General features: G+C 68.8%; 17 protein-coding genes, 1 tRNA gene and 1 pseudogene. 10 read left to right on the forward strand and 9 right to left on the reverse strand.

Going from position 1 to position 17,730, the window contains the following annotated elements:
- The first annotated feature begins 51 nt into the window (after window positions 1-51).
- Entirely contained in the window at window positions 52-1,020 is a 969-nt protein-coding gene (locus EOT10_RS09530; protein WP_127827654.1) for an ACP S-malonyltransferase, read from the forward strand.
- Between the two features lie 92 nt (window positions 1,021-1,112).
- Here the strand turns inward: EOT10_RS09530 and EOT10_RS41225 are convergent, their stop codons facing one another.
- Together EOT10_RS41225 and EOT10_RS09540 are read right to left on the reverse strand one after the other, a co-directional pair.
- Complete coding sequence (locus EOT10_RS41225) at window positions 1,113-2,279, reverse strand: SCO2400 family protein (RefSeq protein ID WP_431313268.1); 1,167 nt, start codon at window positions 2,277-2,279, stop codon at window positions 1,113-1,115.
- A gap of 501 nt (window positions 2,280-2,780) precedes the next feature.
- Window positions 2,781-3,563: a class I SAM-dependent methyltransferase gene (locus EOT10_RS09540; RefSeq protein ID WP_127827656.1), complete on the reverse strand. Its 783-nt coding sequence runs from the start codon at window positions 3,561-3,563 to the stop codon at window positions 2,781-2,783.
- Between the two features lie 17 nt (window positions 3,564-3,580).
- On the opposite strand from EOT10_RS09540, the pseudogene EOT10_RS41865 reads away from it, so the two are divergent.
- Window positions 3,581-4,168 (forward strand): annotated as a pseudogene (locus EOT10_RS41865) (response regulator transcription factor); the annotation flags it as partial.
- A 364-nt stretch (window positions 4,169-4,532) separates the two neighbouring features.
- On the opposite strand, the gene EOT10_RS09550 reads toward EOT10_RS41865, so the two are convergent.
- The 3 genes from EOT10_RS09550 to EOT10_RS43365 form a co-directional block, all read right to left on the reverse strand.
- Window positions 4,533-5,294, reverse strand: a complete 762-nt coding sequence (locus EOT10_RS09550) for a class I SAM-dependent methyltransferase (RefSeq protein ID WP_223280894.1) — start codon at window positions 5,292-5,294, stop codon at window positions 4,533-4,535.
- A gap of 211 nt (window positions 5,295-5,505) precedes the next feature.
- Window positions 5,506-6,993, reverse strand: a complete 1,488-nt coding sequence (locus EOT10_RS09555; RefSeq protein WP_127827658.1) for an FG-GAP-like repeat-containing protein — start codon at window positions 6,991-6,993, stop codon at window positions 5,506-5,508.
- A 349-nt stretch (window positions 6,994-7,342) separates the two neighbouring features.
- Window positions 7,343-7,609 (reverse strand): DUF8730 family Cys-rich protein, encoded by a 267-nt coding sequence (locus tag EOT10_RS43365; RefSeq protein ID WP_127827659.1) that lies wholly within the window; start codon window positions 7,607-7,609, stop codon window positions 7,343-7,345.
- Between the two features lie 891 nt (window positions 7,610-8,500).
- On the opposite strand from EOT10_RS43365, the gene EOT10_RS09570 reads away from it, so the two are divergent.
- From EOT10_RS09570 to EOT10_RS09590, 5 genes are all read left to right on the forward strand, one after another.
- Window positions 8,501-9,157 (forward strand): YeeE/YedE family protein, encoded by a 657-nt coding sequence (locus EOT10_RS09570; protein WP_127827661.1) that lies wholly within the window; start codon window positions 8,501-8,503, stop codon window positions 9,155-9,157.
- Entirely contained in the window at window positions 9,157-9,573 is a 417-nt protein-coding gene (locus EOT10_RS09575; protein ID WP_127827662.1) for a YeeE/YedE thiosulfate transporter family protein, read from the forward strand. The genes EOT10_RS09570 and EOT10_RS09575 overlap by 1 nt, the downstream gene beginning before the upstream one ends.
- Before the next feature lie 352 nt (window positions 9,574-9,925).
- Window positions 9,926-10,441 carry a hypothetical protein gene (locus EOT10_RS09580; RefSeq protein ID WP_127827663.1) on the forward strand — a complete coding sequence of 172 codons (516 nt, stop codon included), beginning with the start codon at window positions 9,926-9,928 and terminating at the stop codon, window positions 10,439-10,441.
- Window positions 10,442-10,708: 267 nt separating this feature from the next.
- Window positions 10,709-11,065, forward strand: a complete 357-nt coding sequence (locus EOT10_RS09585; RefSeq protein WP_431313269.1) for a DUF7144 family membrane protein — start codon at window positions 10,709-10,711, stop codon at window positions 11,063-11,065.
- Between the two features lie 66 nt (window positions 11,066-11,131).
- Window positions 11,132-11,578 carry an SRPBCC family protein gene (locus tag EOT10_RS09590; RefSeq protein WP_127827665.1) on the forward strand — a complete coding sequence of 149 codons (447 nt, stop codon included), beginning with the start codon at window positions 11,132-11,134 and terminating at the stop codon, window positions 11,576-11,578.
- Between the two features lie 188 nt (window positions 11,579-11,766).
- Here the strand turns inward: EOT10_RS09590 and EOT10_RS09595 are convergent.
- Window positions 11,767-11,840 (reverse strand) — tRNA-Gly (locus EOT10_RS09595).
- Window positions 11,841-12,376: 536 nt separating this feature from the next.
- On the opposite strand from EOT10_RS09595, the gene dcd reads away from it, so the two are divergent.
- Both dcd and EOT10_RS09605 read left to right on the forward strand, forming a co-directional pair.
- Window positions 12,377-12,952, forward strand: coding sequence for a dCTP deaminase (gene dcd, locus EOT10_RS09600; protein WP_127827666.1), 576 nt, complete (start codon window positions 12,377-12,379; stop codon window positions 12,950-12,952).
- Window positions 12,953-12,963: 11 nt separating this feature from the next.
- Window positions 12,964-13,461, forward strand: a complete 498-nt coding sequence (locus tag EOT10_RS09605; protein ID WP_127827667.1) for a phosphoribosyltransferase — start codon at window positions 12,964-12,966, stop codon at window positions 13,459-13,461.
- Between the two features lie 95 nt (window positions 13,462-13,556).
- Here the strand turns inward: EOT10_RS09605 and EOT10_RS09610 are convergent, their stop codons facing one another.
- The 3 genes from EOT10_RS09610 to EOT10_RS09620 form a co-directional block, all read right to left on the reverse strand.
- On the reverse strand, window positions 13,557-14,597 hold the full coding sequence (locus EOT10_RS09610; RefSeq protein ID WP_127827668.1) for a Yip1 family protein: 1,041 nt from the start codon (window positions 14,595-14,597) through the stop codon (window positions 13,557-13,559).
- Window positions 14,598-14,642: 45 nt separating this feature from the next.
- Entirely contained in the window at window positions 14,643-16,136 is a 1,494-nt protein-coding gene (locus tag EOT10_RS09615; RefSeq protein ID WP_127827669.1) for an FG-GAP-like repeat-containing protein, read from the reverse strand.
- Between the two features lie 161 nt (window positions 16,137-16,297).
- Window positions 16,298-16,705, reverse strand: coding sequence for an ATP-binding protein (locus tag EOT10_RS09620; protein ID WP_127827670.1), 408 nt, complete (start codon window positions 16,703-16,705; stop codon window positions 16,298-16,300).
- A 168-nt stretch (window positions 16,706-16,873) separates the two neighbouring features.
- Here EOT10_RS09620 and EOT10_RS09625 point away from each other — a divergent pair, with 168 nt between their 5' ends.
- Entirely contained in the window at window positions 16,874-17,719 is an 846-nt protein-coding gene (locus EOT10_RS09625; RefSeq protein WP_127827671.1) for a helix-turn-helix domain-containing protein, read from the forward strand.
- Window positions 17,720-17,730 lie beyond the last annotated feature (11 nt).

The raw sequence follows: 17,730 nt of genomic DNA on the forward strand, positions 1-17,730 counted from the left end.
TGAGCGGGGACCCGTGACGATTCCTCTCGACCACCACCGGAAGGGAAGATCATGACCACGCACCTCCACGAGTCGTCCGATTCCTCGCCGCGTCACGCCGTCCTGTTTCCCGGCCAGGGAGTCCAGCGGCCCGGGATGGGTGAGCCCTGGCGCGACACCGAGTCCTGGGAGCTCGTCGAGTCCGTCTCCCGGGCCTCCGGCTTCGACGTCGCCGAACTGCTGCTCACGGCCGGCCAGGAGACGCTGTCGCGCACCGACCACGCGCAGATCTCGGTGTTCACGGCGTCGCTGCTCGCGTGGTCGGAGCTGCGCCGGCAGGAGACGGACACGCGGGTGGTGGCGGTCGCCGGGCACAGCCTCGGCGAGTACACGGCACTCGTCGCGGCCGGTGTCCTGTCGGTCGCCGACGGCGCCTGGCTGGTCGGCGAGCGCGGCCGCGCCATGGCGGAGGTCGCCCGGCGCAGGCCCGGCGGGATGGCCGCCGTCATGGGCGGCGGCATCGACGAGGTCTCGGCCCTGGTCGACACGTTCCGCGAGGAGGGCGCCGACCTGTGGGTCGCCAACCACAACAGCCCCCAGCAGACGGTGATCGCGGGCAGCCGTACGGCGATCGACGCGGCGGCGGCACGCGCGGCGGAATCGGGCCTGCGCTACAGCGTCCTGCCGGTGACGGCCGCCTGCCACAGCCCGTACATGGAGCCCGCGAGCGCGGCCCTGCGCCGGGCCCTGGAACTGACCCACTTCGCCGCGGGCGTGCTGCCGGTCGTCGCGAACGTCGACGCCCGCGCGCACTACGGCGGCAGCCAGTGGCAGGAACTCAGCACGCGCCAGCTCGTCAGCAGGGTCCGCTGGGTGGAGTCCCTGACGACGCTCCACGAGGAACTCGACTGCACCGACTTCCTGGACATCGGCCCCGGCGGCACGCTCGCGGGCCTGGCCCGCCGCGCCCTGCCGGGGGTTCCGGCCCACAAGTACGGGGTGCCGACGTCGGCGCGGGTGCGGGTGCCGGTGGCGGCGTAGCCGCGGTCGGCCGTACGCGCGTACGGCCGTATACGCGGAGGCCCGGTCCGGGGGTCAGAACCCCGGACCGGGCCTCGGTCGTTGCGCGGTACTCAGCTGAGGCAGAGCAGGCCGAGCACGCAGACGGGGTCGGGCGACGCCGTCGAGGGGACGGGGGCGGGCGTAGTGGCCTGCTTCCCGCCGGACGAACCCGAACCTGAACTCGTACCCGAACCCGAACCGGATCCCGTGCCCGTACTCGTACCCGAGCCGGGCTTGGCGGCCGGTGCGGGCGACGAGGTCTGCGGGGCGGGGGCGGCGGGCGCGGCGGTGTGCGGGGCGGCGGCCGGCGCGGAGTCCGTGTGCGGCGCGGCGGTCCGGGCCGGGGCGGCGTGGCGCGGGGCGCCCGTCGGCACGGTGGACGCGGCCGGCGGAGGCGTGGTGGCCGGGCGGGCGTGGCGCCCGGTGGACTGGTGGGAACGGTCGTTGCCGCTCCGCGAGGCCCGGTCCTCCGGGGTGACCGTCGAGGAGTCCGTGTTGGCCAGGGACGGCGACGTGGACACCGGGTCCGGAGCCGAGGAGGCCTGCGTCGCGTCCCGGCCCGCGGTGTTCGGCAGCGCGGCGATGGTGAGACCGCCGCCGACGATGGCGACGGCCGTGGCGGCCACGGCCCGGCGCTTGTTCTTCTTCCACTGCGCGAGCTTGCGCCGCCGGGCGGCACGGCCGCCGCTCTCCGCGGCGGACGCCGAGGAGGCGCCGGCGGAACCGGCGGTCCCCATGGTGGCGGCCTCGTCGGCCGCGTCGAACGCCTTGGCCGCGTCGAAGGCGTCGAATTCGTCGAGGGCGGCGGCGGAGGAGGAGACGGTGGAGGAGGAGACCGTGGAGGCGCTGGAGACGACGGTGGACGTGTTGGAGACACTGAACGCACCGGCCGCGGCCACCCCACCGGAGGCGGCATGGGACGGCACGTGCGGGGTGCCGAACGCGTGGGACGCGCCGAAGGCGTCGAACGACTCGGCCGCGTTCACCGCCGGGGTGCCACCGGTCGCGGACATCCCGGACGGCGCGGATATGCCGGAGCCGGCCGGTATCCCGGTGGCCGGCATACCGATGGTGGGCGCGGGAGCCTGCCCGGCGGCGTTCGGCCGCCATTCCGATGCGGGCGGCGGGGTGCTGTGCACGCGGTGGCTCGGCGGGGCGATGTCCGGGGCGTAGGCGCCACAACCCGGGCACACGAGGGCCCCGTTGAGTGTTCGCCGACACGAAGTGCAGTAGTCCATCGCGATCTTTCTGTGGCTGACTGCGCCGCAGGGACGCCGGGCATCTGGTCGCGTTCGCACGCGAGATCGAGCGCCTGGCAACGCTAACTACCCTTTCCGAAGGCAATGCGCACACGATGTGATGCTCTTGCGAAGATGTGAGAATCCAGTGACTGGTGGGACGGGCCCGGACCGCCAGGACGCCCCGGACCCGCAGGCCCGCCGCCCCAGGCTGCCGCCCCTCAGTCACCCGTCAGACGAGCGCGTTCTTGTAGAAGATGCTGGACCGCCGTTCGCCTTCGAGCCCCGAGGCGAAACCGAGGAAGACTGCAGGTTCTTGTCGCGGAACAGGTCGTACGAAGGCTGCGTCAGGTCGAACCGCGAGGTCGTGCCCACCGAGGCGGAACTCCTGGGGTAAGTCGTGAGTGACCGAGCCCCAGACCTTACGCAAACTGTGAGTCTCGGCTGTTACTCACTTTGGAGAGGGAGCGGCACCGGAGCCGACGCCCGTGTCCGGCGAAGCTAGGCCGCTGCCGGGTGCGTGACTCTGATCTTCGACTGGCCGTGCGGGCGCCGTTCCCAGTCGTCCATGAAACGCGCGGTCAGGCCATGCCGTTCGGCCAGCGCGAGGAGGGTCTCGGTGCGGTAGTAGAAGTCCTCGCGGAGCACCTGGTGTTCGGTGCCTTCCGTGCGGTCGTAGGTGAAGTCGAAAAAGCCGCCCGGAGCCAGCACCCGCCCGACGTTGGCCAGGCACTCGTCGATCACGTCCAGCGGTGAGTGCGAGAAGACGCTGTGGGCGTGCACAACTGTGAACCAGCCCGCGGGCAGGAAGTCGAGCGTCAGGTTCTCCACCAGGGCCAGATGTGCGAGGCGGTCCTGCAGGCCCCGGCGGACGAGGGTGCGCTGCGCCTCGACGAGGATGTCCGGCGAGATGTCGATCCCGTAGTAGTGGCCGGGTTCGAGGTGGTCGATGAACCGCCACCCGGCACGCAGGTTCCCGCAGCCGATCTCCAGCATCCGGTCCCGCGGTGTCAGGCCGTGTTCGACCAGGTAGTCGAACTGCATCTGCCCGAGCGCCAGCCAGCGGTCCTCCGAGCGGCTGCCGACGGCGAGTTCGGGGCTGCGCGCGGTGTCGGAGGCCATGACGGCGCGGTAGTACGCGACGTGGTCGCGGTGCCGCAGGCGCAGCCAGGTGTCCCGCGCGGTGCGTCGCAGGTAGGGCGGGATCCGCTCGGGGTGCCGTACGGCGTAGCGGAGTTTGTGCCGTACGGACGAACGGTTCTTCGACAGCTGGGACTTCGGCATGGCTGACTCCGTGGTAGCTGAATCCGTGGTCGTCGACAGCGAGGCGGGGTGTGACACCGGGCGGGGCGGGGGTGTCCGTCGGAGGGGTCCCGCCCGGTTGGCGGTACGCCGGTGCTCTGACGTCAGTCCTCGTCGTGGTCACCGGCGGGGCTGTTGCGGTCGTCGTAGGCCTTGGCGGCCGTGGCTACCGCGTGTGCGCCCAGCTACGGGTCGCGGTCGATGACACGCCGATCCTGATGCTCACCGCCAAGGACGGCGAGTGCCGAGGGCCTCGACACCGGCGCGGACGACTACCTGACCAAGCCATTCTCCTACGTGGTCCTCCAGGCCCGCATCCGGGCGCTGCTGCGTCGCCGTACGCGGGCGGCTCCCAGGTGCTGCGCATCGGGGACCTGACCGTCGACCCCGACGCCAAACGGGTGAAGCGCGCGGGAACGGACATCACGCTGACCACGCAGGAGTTCGCGGTCCTGCAACACCTCGCCCTGCACGCGGGGCACGTGGTGTCGAAGAGCGACATCCTCGATCACGTGTGGGACTTCGCCTACGACGGAGACCCGACCATCGTCGAGGTCTACGTCAGCGCCCTGCGCCACAAGATCGGCGTGCCGTTCGGACGGCGGTCGATCACGACCGCATCGCCCCGAACGTACGCGTCCCCGCCGAGCCGCTCGAAGTCCTCGGCAGCCGCAGCCAGTTGGCCCGGGTCCTCGGCAACCTTCTCGACAACGCCCAACGCCACGCCGCCTCGGCCATCACAGTGGAACTGCGTGCCGACGGGTGAAGGCGCGGTCCTCACCGTCACCGACGACGGCCACGGCGTCGCCCCCGAATGGGACAGGACAACAAAGAACCCCCAGGTCGACGACCTGGGGGTTTCTGGTGGAGCGGGTGACGAGAATCGAACTCGCCGGCGCCGGACCTGCCCTTGTGCGCACGTCAGAGACTCGCAGTTGAACCAGAAGGGCCTTACGGCAAAGGCTCCATGCGCGGCAGGAATTGTTGCGGTGCCGGACGACGCTCTGCAGGAGCAGGCACGGCGGGCGCGTACGGCTTTGAGAAGTTATTGAATAGACGCGGGTGAATGACGCATAGAGGCATCTGCCTCCCTTCCGCAGCGGCCTGAGAGAGACGACTGTCAGCGGCAAGGCGGTCGGCACTCACGTAGAGGTAGGAATTCTGGGCGTACCACGGCTCGACTTCTTCGTCAGCCCACATGCGTGTCCGGAGACAGTCGATCAGCTCGTAGCCGTGCTGCTGAAATCGATCGCGCCAGTACATTGGCCATTGCTCGTTACGGTGATCGCTTCCCGTTTGACCCGGGACTGCCGCCGAGAACAGCACGACGTCGGACAGGGCGCACAGATCAGCCACGAAGGAGTCGGCGCGACCAGGGTCGAGATGTTCCGCCACCTCGACAGACATCGCCAGGTCAAAGCGAGGGCTGCCTTGCGGCAGCGCCCGGGACAGATCCCACTTGCGGAAGGATTCCTCCGGAATCAGCAGAGCATCCTTGGATACCCATTCACCGTCGATACCGACTAGCCTGTCAATGCCGAGCCCTTTCGCGACAGACAGCCAAGCTCCGCTGCCACAGCCGATGTCCACGAGGCTGGATGGCCGGACGAGATCCATTACGCTCGGCAAAACGCGTTCCGCCGAGCGGACCGAGCCATCCTGCGTTGCTGCGTAGAACCACTTACCGTACGTCCGCCAGGGCGATTTACTCATCGGCCATTTCGTCTTAGCCCGGATTTTCACGGTCCTGATCTTCCTGGCCCAGAGTGTCATGGCGCCGAGGCCCCCATATGAGGGGCTGACGATGAAGTCACGCCACGCAGATTATTCGCGGGTTGCGCCCGATCCGCCTATTGAGCTTGAAATCGGTTGTGGTGCGACTGTGGTGCGGGGCCCTGGTGCCGGGTGGTTGTGCGCGCCCTGCCTAGTTGGAGACGTGAGGGCTCGCCAGGGCAGCTCCGAAGTATCCCTTGGTACTGCGGACGGTGATTCCGGCGCTCTTGCCGCACAGGTTGAGCGAACCGCTCAGGACCGGGCCGGAGGCCGAGCCGCGGGCGGTCCACAGGCAACCGTCGCTGTTCTCCGTGGGCACGCCGACGACCGTCTCGGCCTTGCCGTCCTTGTTGAGGTCGGCGAGGTGGACGACCGCGCCGAACTGGTCGCCAGTCTCTGCGGCACCGGGTACGCCAGCCGTGTTCTGGGTGTACCCGACCGCCTTGGTTGCGGTCAGGCCGGAGGCGGAGCCACGCAGCAACACGGCCGTGCCTGCCGTTTTGAGCGTGCCGACCGCCTCACCCGGAGAGCCGACGAGGACGTCGGCGTACCCGTCGGCGTTGACGTCGCCGACGCTGAGCGACTGTCCGAACTGGTCGCCGTCCTCGGCGGTTCCCGGGACTCCGGCCGTGTCCTGGTGGAAGACCTGTGGCTGCTGGTCGACGGTGATGCCCTGCGCGCTGCCGTAGAGGACCTGGATCTCGCCACCGCGGTGCGCCGCGCCGGTCGCGTTCATCAGGGAATCGTCGTCCGCGATACCGGTGACGAGGTCGCCGTAGCCGTCACCGTTGATGTCACCGATCTGACCGGCGTGGCCGTCGGCGTGGGGAAGTTCGATGGGCCAGTTGGCGAGATAGTCGTCGGTCGGAGGACCGTTGTCGACGTACACAGGTCCACGGAGGTCGTCGTCCGCGGGCCCGACCAGCCAGAAACGCTCCGCTCTGCCGTCGCCGTTCACATCTCCCATCACCACGCCACGGGTCTCGCCGAGGCGGCCGTCCCGGTAGTTGGAGGCGGCCTTGCCGGTGCGGGTGAAGGGGCCGGTGTAGGAGGCGCCCTCGCAGCGCGAGCCGATGGTCACCTCCGGGGCGCCGTCCCCGTTCATGTCGCCTGCGGCCAGGGACATCCCGAAGCCGCAGTACGTGCGGCCGTCCCCGTATCCGGCCGGCGGAGAGATGGTCGCACCGCCGCCCGTCAGCCCGCTGGGCCCGCCCCATACGACGGTCGTGGAGCCCCGGGACTCCTTGTCGCCGACCTGCTCCCTCGGGGTGCCGACGATCAGATCCGCGTACCCGTCCCGATCCAGATCGGCGCTGGCGACCGTCGTGCCGAAGGCGTCCCATTCCTCGGGGTCGCCGGGGATACCGGAGGTCGCCTGCGTGATGACGGTGCGGCGCGTGGTGCTCACTGATGAGGCCGACCCGTACAGGACGACGACGGCACCGGCCTCCTCCACGCTGCCATTGGCGGCGTAGGGCGCGCCGACAGCCAGGTCCCGGTAGCCGTCACCGTTGAAGTCGTCCTGGACGGCTGCGGTGTTGGCCCCCTTGTAAGGGCTGGTGGCGGAAGCCGTCGTCGGGGTGAGGGCGAAGACGATGAGGGGTGCGAGCACGGCGGCGGCCGTGGCTGCTCTGCGCAACGGAACTCCTTGACGGAAGGACGAGGACTGCAAGGACCGCGGGACGACTGGAGCGACAGCACCTGAAGCTCAGTCGCCCCACTGGACACACGAGAAGCCCTCAAGGTTGTGCGCGATTCGCTCCCGTCTCAGAACTGCACCCGCTCTCCGGCAGGGCACTCAGGGGCTGATCAAAGAGCCGGCTCACTCAGTTCCGTGGTCGGGACAAAAACAAAATGAAGACGACGTGTCATTGATCGGCGAGCCCTTGGCTCGCAGAGCGCTATGACCAACGCCTTGGGCCTGAATGGCCAGCGCCTTCGACCTACAGGGTGCGAAGCAGGGGCAGTCGAGATCCTTGCCTATTGCCTCATGCCGGGCTTTTCGCCCAATTGGCGAGTCGAGTCCACCAACCAACGCGCGGTCCGCTCGGTGAACCCCCTGAGCTGCCCGGTCCGGCCGGCGCCGATACCGACGGAGTCGCCGGCTCCGCTGTGCGTGAACGCCCGCGTCCCGCCGACGACTCGCAGGCGCACCGCTGAGAAGTCGGCACGCCCGCGAGTACTTCCTCCACATGCCTCCCGCACCCCTCAAAGGTCGCCTTCCGGCACGACCGGCAGACAGCGCGCTCACACATGATTCCCCTCCAAGGGCATCTTCAATGATCTGCAATCTTCACATCTCGGCCACAATCAACTCCACTACGCACACCCTCTCCATAAAAGGCTGACCTCTATTGGCAGTGGACGCGGTCATGAGTGCGCGATCGGATTGACCTCCGTCGCCGGCCGCACATATCCAGATTTCGCCCCGAAGTTGCTAGGCGCAGCCGAACAGTGGTTGCATCACGCCCTATCGCAGTGACGGAAAATCACCATACGGTGCTGCGCCCACATTTCCAGACGCATCGAGATCGTCGACCGGGCACAGCCAGGACAACAACCGAGAACGGCAACCGCCTTCCCCGAATGGGCGATGTACGCCGGTCAGGAGGGAGCAACGTGGGTTGCTCGCACGCCGTAGCATGTCCGCTTTTCCCCCTGCTCAGAGCAAGCTTGCAGGGTTGGCGCGACCACTACTGCGACAGCGAGGATCGGTGGCGCGACTGTGCGCGCTACCAGCTGTCGCTCACCGGGGAGCGCGTGCCGATCAGCCTGCTGCCCAACGGGGCCCGTGCGCGACACCTCGAAGAAGGCGACGACGGGAACCGGCCCGGCGCGGCCCACCCGGGGCAGGTACCCCGGCAGGATCCGCCGCCGCACGCCGGCCCGTGGCAACCGGAGACCAGGTCTTGGTCCCAACCGGCACCGGCCTCGCCACCTGAGCCGTCAGGACATGGAATCGCGACGCCGGAGACCATGGCCCAGTTCGGGGCGACGCCCCCGTCGGCACCGGTCTGGCATCACCAACCGTCACCACCCCCACAAGTTCCCCAGCCTTCGGATGGCCTCGCTCGACGCGGGCGGCGAGCGCCCGGCTCGAAGCGCGGCTGGTGGACTCGATTCGCTGATTGGATGAGAGGCCCCGCATGAGTACGTACTGGCCCTGGTGGGCAGGCGCTGTCGGGCTCGCTCTGGTCACCATCAACTACACCCTCACCACCGATCGGTCCTTCGGGGTGTCATCCGCGTGGGATCGCGTGTTGCACTGGCGCAGAGAGCGCCAACTCGAGCAGATGGACGATGAGTTCACTGACGATCAAGCTCTCGCCGACGCGCTCGCCGCGGCCACCGCGGAACACTTCGGCACCGCTCCCGGCACGCCCACCATGCCGCCGGTTTCCCACGGGGAGTCGCAGCCGCTCGTACCGGACGTCGAACCGACGGCGGGTGAGAACTCCTCGGTCACGAACACGCGCCCGGCCCCGCTGGTCACCCAGGCCGCCCTGCTGGTGTCGATTTTCCTCGGCGGATTGATCGCCGCGACCACTTCCGGACGGTTCCGGCTCCGCTTCGACATGGGCGCGGGTTTCCGGGACCTGGTCACCGCCGATCCGACCGCCATGATCGCCACATTGTTCGTGGGAGGCGTGCTGGTCGGCTTCGGCACCCGACTGGCCGGCGGGTGCAGCTCCGGCCACGGACTCAGCGGTTGCGGCCGCCTGCGCCCGGTCAGCATCGTCGCGACCGCCGTGTTCTTCGGCACCGCTGTCGCGGTGTCGTTCCTCTTGTGGAAGGTGATCTGATGCGTACCCGGGGCGCGATTCTTCTGGCCAACATCATCACCGGACTGGCCCTCGGTTACACCGTCACCAATATCGGCTTCGGCGACTACACCGAGCTGAACCGCATGTTCACCTTCCAGGACCTGCGCATGTTCTTCTCCTTCGCCGGCGCCGTCGGGATCATCGTGTGCGCGTTCGCTCTGCTGCGGGTACGCCGCACCCCGGGGCGCATCCACGCCGGCGTGGTCCCTGGCGCGGTGTTGTTCGGTACGGGCTGGGCGATCTCAGGCGGGTGCCCGGCGATCCCGATCATCCAGGTCGCCAGCGGATACCTGCCCGCCCTGGTCACCATCGTGGGCGTCATCGTCGGTATCCGGATGTGCCGCTGGGCCAACGCCCGGTACTTCCACCTCGACCGCGGCTCCTGCGGGCTGTAACCAAGGGCACCCACCGCACCCCACCCGCCCTTCTTGAAGCCCCAGGTCAATGGCCTGGGGCTTCAGCGTTGCCGGAACACGTCGCACGCCAGATGCGTTCGCCGCCTGTGCACCACACCGGTCACACACTGTCGACGCCCAGACAACGAACAAGGCCCAGGTCGCTGACCTGCGCGAACGGCCGCGTTCTGGCCCCTTCGGGCTGGCGTGCTCGGGACCGTGATTCCCCGTGGTTTCCCGTGGTTTCCCGCCCGATCTGGTGCGGTAGTGGTGCGGCCACTCGGACGGCCCGTAGGCGGGTCCAAGGCTTCCCGCCCATGCGGAGCCTGGTCTGCTCGGTGACCCTGGAGGCATGAACCGCCGAACCCCTGGGCGGCCCTCGGAGACCCCGGCGGTCACCGCGGCCCAGATCGATTACAGCGGCGCCGTCTACGGGTCGTTGCTTGCCGCTTCCGTGGTGGTCGGCGCCGGATCGCTCGGCTCGTTTCCGCGGCTGGAACTTGTTCTGCTGCTGCTGTGCACCGGTGTGGTGTTCTGGGCCGCGCACGTCTTCTCCCGCCTTTTCGGGGCCCGGATGGTGCATCACTTGAGCTGGGAGGTGGTCCGCCGCGCGTGCGCGGAAGAACGCCCGATCATCCAGGCGGCCATCCCACCGGCCGTCGCCGTGGCCATCAGTCCAATCCTCGGCCTGGACGTCAAGGGGGCGGCATGGCTGGCACTCGGGGTCGCTCTGGCCGGGCAGGTCGGCTGGGCAACCGTGGCCGCCAGCCGCGCCGGTGCCTCACGCCGTCTGATGCTGCTCGCCGGTGTGATCAACCTTCTCCTCGGATCGGTCATCGTGGTTTTCAAGGTCGCGCTTCAGCACTGAGGACCCGCCTTCGGCGGATTCCGGGTCCCCGCTCGTTGCTGCCCTTCGCGGTGCCTGCGGGAAGTGCCGTGCCGGCGACTCGGGGTGCAGTCGCGGTGCCGAAGGATTGCGGTGATCCTGTCAGTGGAGCGTGGCCGGCTTCGCACGGGCAGTGTGCGTCGGTGACCATGCTGTACAGGAAGGCTGCAGGCCATGACAACGATGCCGAATAGGACACGGTCAGGACACGGGGGGCCCGGTAGCGGCGAAACGATCAACAGCGCCTCCATGTTCGCCGGGGCCATGCTGACGGTCAGCGGGCTGCTCAGCATTCTCATGGGCACAGCCGGCATTGCGAATGACACTTTGTTCGCTGCGTCCCGGTACGCCTACCGGTTCGACCTGACCGCTTGGGGCTGGATTCACCTTGTGATCGGAGTGGCGCTCTTCATTGCCGGCCTGGGAGTCCTGACACATCAGAGCTGGGGCCGAGGGGCTGGCGCAGCGGTGGCGGGGATCAGCCTGATCACCCAGTTCATGTTCGTTCCGTACTACCCCGCGTGGGCCATCCCTGTGATGACACTCGACCTTCTGATCCTGTTTGCGCTGACGAGAGGCCATATCGAGACCAGCGGCGGTCAGTGAACCCAGACGGGCCCCTTGCCAGCGGGCAAAGTGCCTCCATGCTGCCCATACTCCAGGAGCGCGATCATGGCCCGGAACCGCTGTCTGATCTTGAGCTCGCCGTCCGAAGTCTGGCGCCTGCTGGCCGATGGCCACCGCTACGCGGAGTGGGTGACAGGAACCCAGCGAATCCTCGCCGTGGACCCGCATTGGCCAGATGTAGGCGCCCGGCTGAAGGTCCGCGTCGGCGCCGGCCCTCTGACTCTCGACGACGCTTGTGTCGTCCGCATCTCCGAGCCGCGACACCGCTTGCAACTGGAAGCAAAGGCAGACCCCTTCGGCGCAGCTCGCATCGCCATGAAGTTGATCCCCTGGGGCGAGCACACCCTTTTCACCCTCGATTGGCACCCCCTCCGGGGCCCCGGCACGCGGATGCACGGACTTCCCGTGGAGTACTTCGTCCGGATCCGCAACGGCATGATGCTGACGAAGCTGGCTCGGATCGCGGTGCGCGAACACGCAGCGGGCGTTTGAGGCACCTTGAGGTAGTCCGGTCGCGTAGGGGGGCCGTCCACCGTCGAGGAGTGCGAAGCACCACAAGGAGCCGCTCGAAGACCCGCCCCACAGCCGTAATGGTTTGGATGCGGGGCGCGACAGCTGAGGACAGCTGAACAGGTCCAGACAACGAACAAGGCCCAGGTCGCTGACCTGGGCCTCAACTATGGAGCGGGTGACGAGAATCGAACTCGCACTCTCAGCTTGGGAAGCTGATGTTCTACCACTAAACTACACCCGCGTAAGACGCCGGTCAGGACCGGAGTCGTAACGTCGCTCACTGTACCCCATGCCCGGCCCCCGGTGTTTTCGCCGTGGGGTCCGGATGCGTTGTGCGTGGTGGAAGTGACTGCGGGTGAAGGGAGTTGGGGCGTACGGTGGGGCCGGCTTCGAGGGTTCTTCCGGGTACGGAGTGCCGCCTGGAGCGTCGTCCCTTTCATCCCGTAATGTGACCCCTCGTTGTCAGCCAGAAATGGCTAGTGGCTCGTGGGGAAGGGACTCTGGGACTCGATGGAGCGCACCGTCGTCCGTTGTGCCGAGGGGCACGTTTTCAGTACCGCTTCGTTCCCGATGCAGCAGGCCGACCGGCTCGGACCCGGCCGGCTGATCCGATGTCCGCGGTGTGCGCGGCTGAGGAACGCCGTGCCGGTGGAGTTCGCGAAGCGGTAGCAGGGTGTAGCCAAGGGTGTAGGTGAAGGACAGGCGCGCGGGTGCGCCGCAGTCACGGTGCAATGGCCGGATTGTGGCGGGCCCGCGCGCTCTGCGTATCCTCGCTACGTGCTTCTCTCAGACAAGGACATCCGGGCCGAGATCGACGCCGGGCGGGTCCGCATCGATCCGTACGACGAATCCATGGTGCAGCCCTCGAGCATCGACGTGCGGCTCGACCGCTACTTCCGGGTGTTCGAGAACCACCGCTACCCGCACATCGACCCCGCGGTGGAGCAGGCCGACCTGACACGCCTTGTGGAGCCGGAGGGCGACGAGCCCTTCATCCTGCACCCCGGCGAGTTCGTGCTGGCGTCGACGTACGAGGTCATCTCGCTGCCCGACGACCTCGCGAGCCGGCTCGAGGGGAAGTCCAGCCTCGGGCGGCTCGGGCTCGTCACGCACTCCACCGCCGGGTTCATCGACCCGGGGTTCAGCGGGCACGTGACGCTTGAGCTGTCGAACCTCGCCACCCTTCCCATCAAGCTGTGGCCGGGCATGAAGATCGGCCAGCTGTGCATGTTCCGGCTGAGCTCGCCCGCCGAGCACCCGTACGGCAGCGAGCGTTACGGGTCCCGCTACCAGGGCCAGCGCGGCCCGACGGCCTCCCGTTCCTTCCTCAATTTCCATCGGACACAGGTGTGAGCAACAGCGACATGAGTGACGTGCGCGAGAACCTTACGTACGAGAAGTTCGGCGTCGCCGTGCGCGAGCTGGCGCAGACGATCGCCGACGACGGCTACGAGCCGGACATCGTGCTCTCCATCGCCCGTGGCGGCGTCTTCGTGGCCGGCGGGCTCGCGTACGCGCTGGACTGCAAGAACATCCACCTGGTGAATGTGGAGTTCTACACGGGGGTCGGCACGACGCTCGAGATGCCCGTCATGCTGGCGCCGGTTCCGAACGCGATCGACTTCTCGGACAAGAAGGTGCTCATCACCGATGACGTCGCCGACACCGGGAAGACGCTGAAGCTGGTCCACGACTTCTGCCTCGACACCGTGGCCGAGGTCCGCTCCGCCGTGATCTACGAGAAGTCGCACTCGCTTGTGAAGTGCGAGTACGTGTGGAAGCGCACCGATGACTGGATCAACTTCCCGTGGAGTGTCGAAGCTCCGGTGGTGAAGCGGTCCGGGCAGGTTCTCGACGCCTGAGCGGTTCGCAGAGAGAGAAGTAGATAGAGAAGTAGGCAGAGAAGTGGGGCCCGGCACACCGTGTGTGCCGGGCCCCACTTGCGTTCGCCAGGGATCTAGAACGTGCCCAGCTTGATGATCGACAGGAGTGCGATCAGCTGGATCGCGGAGGCGGCCAGTGCCTTCGGCCACGGGAGGTCGTGCGACTTGCTGACCATGACTGTGAGCAGGAAGCCCGCGACCGCCCAGGTCGCCCAGCCGATGATCTGTACGAACGGGGCGTCGCCGCCCAGGAACATCGCGAAGAGCAGGCGCGGGGCGTCCGTGATCGCGGTGATCAGCATGGCGAGGCCGACCGTGGGCTGCCAGGCGCCGTCGCCGCCGAGCTGGCGGGCCAGCGTGTGCGTGACCACGCCCAGGACGAAGAAGCTGATCGTGATCGCGACGGCGGTGGTGAGGGTGTACGGGATCGCCGACGAGAACGTGGCATTGATCACGTCCGCGCGCGCAGAGTCGAAGCCGAAGATCGCGAGCAGCCCGTAGAGGAACGTCACGATCAGGGCCGGGGCCCACATCGCGTGGTCCCGCATCTGGAGGTACGTCTGGCCCGGGCGTACGACGACCCCGGACAGGAGGTCCTTCCAGTGCAGCCGAGGCCCGACGGGCGCGGCCGGGGCCGAGCCCGCGCGGTACATGTCGCCCTGGGTGTACTGGTCGTCGCCGATGGAGAACGCCTGGGTGTGGCCCGGGTTGTTCGCCGCGTACGGGTCGTAGCCGGAGTTCTGGCCGGGGCCCTGCCCCCGACCCTGGCCCTGACCTTGGCCCTGGGGGCCGCGTGGGTCGCCGAAGTACTCCGGCTCGCCCTGGCCGCCCGGCTGGGGCCACTGCTGCTGCCCGTACGGCTGCTGAGGCTGCCGCGGTTGGCGCTGCCCGCCGTACTGGTGCTGCTGCGGTTGCCCGTTCGGGGGCGCGGGAGAGTAGCCGTACGGGGCCTGCCCCTGGGGGGCACGCTGTCCGTGCGGTCGCGATTGCGAGGCGCGGTTGTCCCGGCCGCGTCCGATCCTGAATCCAGCCACGTAATCGAACGTACCTGGTCCCGGAGAGTGAGGTGCCGGGCCCGGTGGATCGGGCCCGGCTTTGCGGCCGAGCTGTGACATCCCCTAGGGGGCCGGACAGGGCCTTGTCAGGGGTTTCACGGGTTTCTACTCGGCCGTCGGGAACACGGATCCGTACTGGGGCGGGTTGACGGACGACGGCAGGCGCAGGGTGCGCGGGGAGAACGCGGTGACCGGGGCGTCCTCGGCGCCGCGCAGCTGCCAGACGGCGCCGAGGGAGCCGTTCTCGCCGGGGGAGCCGACCGCGACGTCGGGCAGGCCGTCACCGTCGTAGTCGTCGGCGGTGAGGGCCGCGCCGAAGAGGTCGCCCGCCTCGGCGGCGCCGGGGACGCCGGGGGTGTCCTGCTGGACGCCGATGCCGACGGCCTTGCCCTCGGCGTTGACGATGCCGTCCTTGCCGCCGCGCAGGGCCGTGATCGCGCCCGCCTTCGCCTTGCTGCCGATCCCCTCGCCGGGGGCGCCGACGATCAGGTCGTCGTAGCCGTCGCCGTCGATGTCCGCGACGGTGAGGGCGCCGCCGAACAGGTCACCGGTCTCGGCCGTGCCGGGGACGTCGGGGGTGTCCTGGTTGAGCGTCTGCTGGCGGTCCCAGAAGGTGCCCGTGGCGTCGCCGTACTGGATGTGGATGCCGCCGCCCTTGGTGTACTTCTCGGGGCCGCACGGGTCGTCGATGTTCTCGTCGGCGTTCTCGCGGCAGTTGCCCATCGCGAGGTCGGTGAAGCCGTCGCCGTCGAAGTCGCCGGCGGCGAGGGCGCTCGCGGTGCCGTTGCTGTTGTTCCAGTAGACGAGGAAGCTCTTCTCGTCCTTGTTCCAGGCCGCGAGCCGGATCTGGGACTGCGTGTACGGCTGGTTCTGCGTGTAGTAGGTGACGGCCACGTCGGCGATGCCGTCGTGGTTGAAGTCGCCGGCCGCGAGGACGGGGGCCCGGCCGCCCATGTGGTCCCCCATGAACACCGTGGTGGTGGTGCCCGTGTGCAGCAGGACCTTGTCGGTCGCGCCGATCACGATGTCCTGCGCGCCGTCGCCGGTGAAGTCGGCGGCGACGAGGGACTTTCCGTACGCGGCGGAGGCGGCGGGGCCGTCCGCGACGGTGGTGCCCGCGCCGAACCCGGTGGCCGTGCCGTGGATGACGGCGACCGTGCCCGCCTTCGCCTTGCTGCCGATCGCCTCGCCGGGGGCGCCGACGACGAGGTCGGTGCGCCCGTCGCCGTCCACGTCGGCGGTGGTGACGCTCGCGCCGAACCGGTCGCCGGACTCCGGGGTGCCGGGGACGCCGGCGGTGGCCTGGCTGACGCGGGTGCTGCCGCTCGCGCCGAGGCCGTTCTTGCCGCCCCACACGATGTTCACGTAACCGGCCTTGGCGACGCCGGACACGGAGGCGTTGGGCATGCCCACGGCGAGGTCGGCGTAGCCGTCGTGGTTGAAGTCCGTGCGGGGGGTGGGGGGTTGGGCGTCGGCAGCGGTGGCGCTAGCCGCGGTGGCGCTGGCCGCGGTGAGGCCGGTGGCGGCGAGGGCGGTTGCGGTCGCGGCGGCCAGGGCGAGGGTGTGGGTACGGGTACGGGTGCGTGTCCGTATGGGCATGGGGTTCCTGAGGTCTCTGGGGGCGGGCGTGGCGTCGACAAGGGGCGTGTTCCGCGTTCCGCAGGTGTTTGCCGGGCGTTGTCCCGGGCGTGGGCCTGCGGTCGGCCTACAGGAGACCGCTGGTGGGGGTGGAGGGTTGTACGGGGATGTGCGGGGTGGGGTCAGTCGGCCGCGCCGAGTTCGCACCACACGTATTTGCCGGCCGCGCCCGCACCGGTGTTGACCCGGAACCAGCCCCAGTCGTCGGCGCAGGCGTCGACGAGATGCAGCCCGTAACCGTCCGGGACGGTGGGCCCTCCGGGCGGGGTCGGATCGGTGTCCCAGGCACCGAGCCGCAGCGCCCGCCCGTTGTGCCGGAGCTTGAGCGCGGCGGGGCCTTCGGTGTGCCGGATGGCGTTGCCGAGCAACTCCGAGGCGAGGAGTGACGCGTCGTCGATGAGCCCGGGGAGGCGGTGCGTGGTGAGGACGCGGGTGAGGGTGTGCCGGGCGATGGCCACGGCTCGGGGGTCGTGGGGGACGTAGAGGGTGTATTCCCAGGTGGAGGGGCCGGTGGCGTGGGTGTTCCGCATGGGGGCTCCCGGTGGGGGCGGGCGGTGGCTCTGTCGCCTGGTCAGGGCGATGCCTTCCGCGATGTCGCACTGTGTGCGCTGCGTCACTGACGGTAGGGGTAAATCTATACCGGGGTCAAGCTCGCCCACTACTATCGTTGTTCTCAACTAGCGTGAAAGCAGGGGCACATGGCGGCCAGGGCGATCATCACGGCGCGGCAGGAGCGCCTGGGGAAAGAGCTTCGTAAGCTGCGGGAGCGGGCCGGGCTGTCCCAGCGGGAGGCTGCCCGGGCGGCGGGGATCAACGAGGGGAAGTTCTCCAGCCTGGAGTCGGGGCGGGTCAGCGCGAGCGCTGAACGGGTGCGGTTCCTGGCCGGCCAGTACGCATGTGAGGATGCCGGGCTCGTCGACGCTCTGGTGGCCATGACCGGTGAGCGCGTGCGCGGATGGTGGGAGCCGTATCGCCGCGGGCTTCCGCAGACCTTTCTCGACCTGGCCGAACTGGAGCATCACGCCGCGTACTTGAGGTCGTTCGAGAACGTGCAGGTCCCCGGCCTGTTGCAGACCGAGGACCAGATCCGCGCGATCTACTCGGTGTCGCGGTTGCCCGAGGAGCAGCTTGAAGCGCGCGTGCAGTTCCGCCTGCGCCGCCAGGGGGTCCTGAGCAGGGACGAGCCGTTTCGCTGCGAGGTCGTGATCCATGAGGCGGCGCTGCATGTCAGGGTCGCGGATCGCAAGGTTGCCCGGGGGCAGTTGCTCCACATCGTCGAGCAGTCGGAACGGCCCCAAGTCGTCGTGCGGGTAGTCCCGTTCGACGTGGACGGGTTCACTCGGATCGGCAACCCGATGCTGCTCGCGGGCGGTCCCGTTCCGCAGCTTGACACCGTCCTGCTGGATACGGCGTACGGCGGTGCGTTTGTGGACGCGGAGGCACAGCTCGGGCGGTACCGGAGGGTGCTTGACGACGTGGGGCGCGTGGCCCTGGGACCCGTAGAGTCGAGAGACTTCATTCACCAACTGGCGCGACGCGTCTGAGAGGTCCTGAC

This window comes from Streptomyces antnestii (assembly GCF_004005495.1).
GTDB classification, from domain to species: Bacteria; Actinomycetota; Actinomycetes; order Streptomycetales; family Streptomycetaceae; genus Streptomyces; species Streptomyces antnestii.

Bases quoted from the DNA above. Each gene is read 5' to 3' on its own strand.
- EOT10_RS09530 (WP_127827654.1), top strand. From the start codon at position 52: ATGACCACGCACCTCCACGAGTCGTCCGATTCCTCGCCGCGTCACGCC.
- EOT10_RS41225 (WP_431313268.1), bottom strand. From the start codon at position 2,279: ATGGACTACTGCACTTCGTGTCGGCGAACACTCAACGGGGCCCTCGTG.
- EOT10_RS09540 (WP_127827656.1), bottom strand. From the start codon at position 3,563: ATGCCGAAGTCCCAGCTGTCGAAGAACCGTTCGTCCGTACGGCACAAA.
- EOT10_RS09550 (WP_223280894.1), bottom strand. From the start codon at position 5,294: ATGAGTAAATCGCCCTGGCGGACGTACGGTAAGTGGTTCTACGCAGCA.
- EOT10_RS43365 (WP_127827659.1), bottom strand. From the start codon at position 7,609: ATGTGTGAGCGCGCTGTCTGCCGGTCGTGCCGGAAGGCGACCTTTGAG.
- EOT10_RS09570 (WP_127827661.1), top strand. From the start codon at position 8,501: ATGAGTACGTACTGGCCCTGGTGGGCAGGCGCTGTCGGGCTCGCTCTG.
- EOT10_RS09575 (WP_127827662.1), top strand. From the start codon at position 9,157: ATGCGTACCCGGGGCGCGATTCTTCTGGCCAACATCATCACCGGACTG.
- EOT10_RS09580 (WP_127827663.1), top strand. From the start codon at position 9,926: ATGAACCGCCGAACCCCTGGGCGGCCCTCGGAGACCCCGGCGGTCACC.
- EOT10_RS09585 (WP_431313269.1), top strand. From the start codon at position 10,709: ATGTTCGCCGGGGCCATGCTGACGGTCAGCGGGCTGCTCAGCATTCTC.
- EOT10_RS09590 (WP_127827665.1), top strand. From the start codon at position 11,132: ATGGCCCGGAACCGCTGTCTGATCTTGAGCTCGCCGTCCGAAGTCTGG.
- EOT10_RS09605 (WP_127827667.1), top strand. From the start codon at position 12,964: ATGAGTGACGTGCGCGAGAACCTTACGTACGAGAAGTTCGGCGTCGCC.
- EOT10_RS09610 (WP_127827668.1), bottom strand. From the start codon at position 14,597: ATGTCACAGCTCGGCCGCAAAGCCGGGCCCGATCCACCGGGCCCGGCA.
- EOT10_RS09615 (WP_127827669.1), bottom strand. From the start codon at position 16,136: ATGCCCATACGGACACGCACCCGTACCCGTACCCACACCCTCGCCCTG.
- EOT10_RS09620 (WP_127827670.1), bottom strand. From the start codon at position 16,705: ATGCGGAACACCCACGCCACCGGCCCCTCCACCTGGGAATACACCCTC.
- EOT10_RS09625 (WP_127827671.1), top strand. From the start codon at position 16,874: ATGGCGGCCAGGGCGATCATCACGGCGCGGCAGGAGCGCCTGGGGAAA.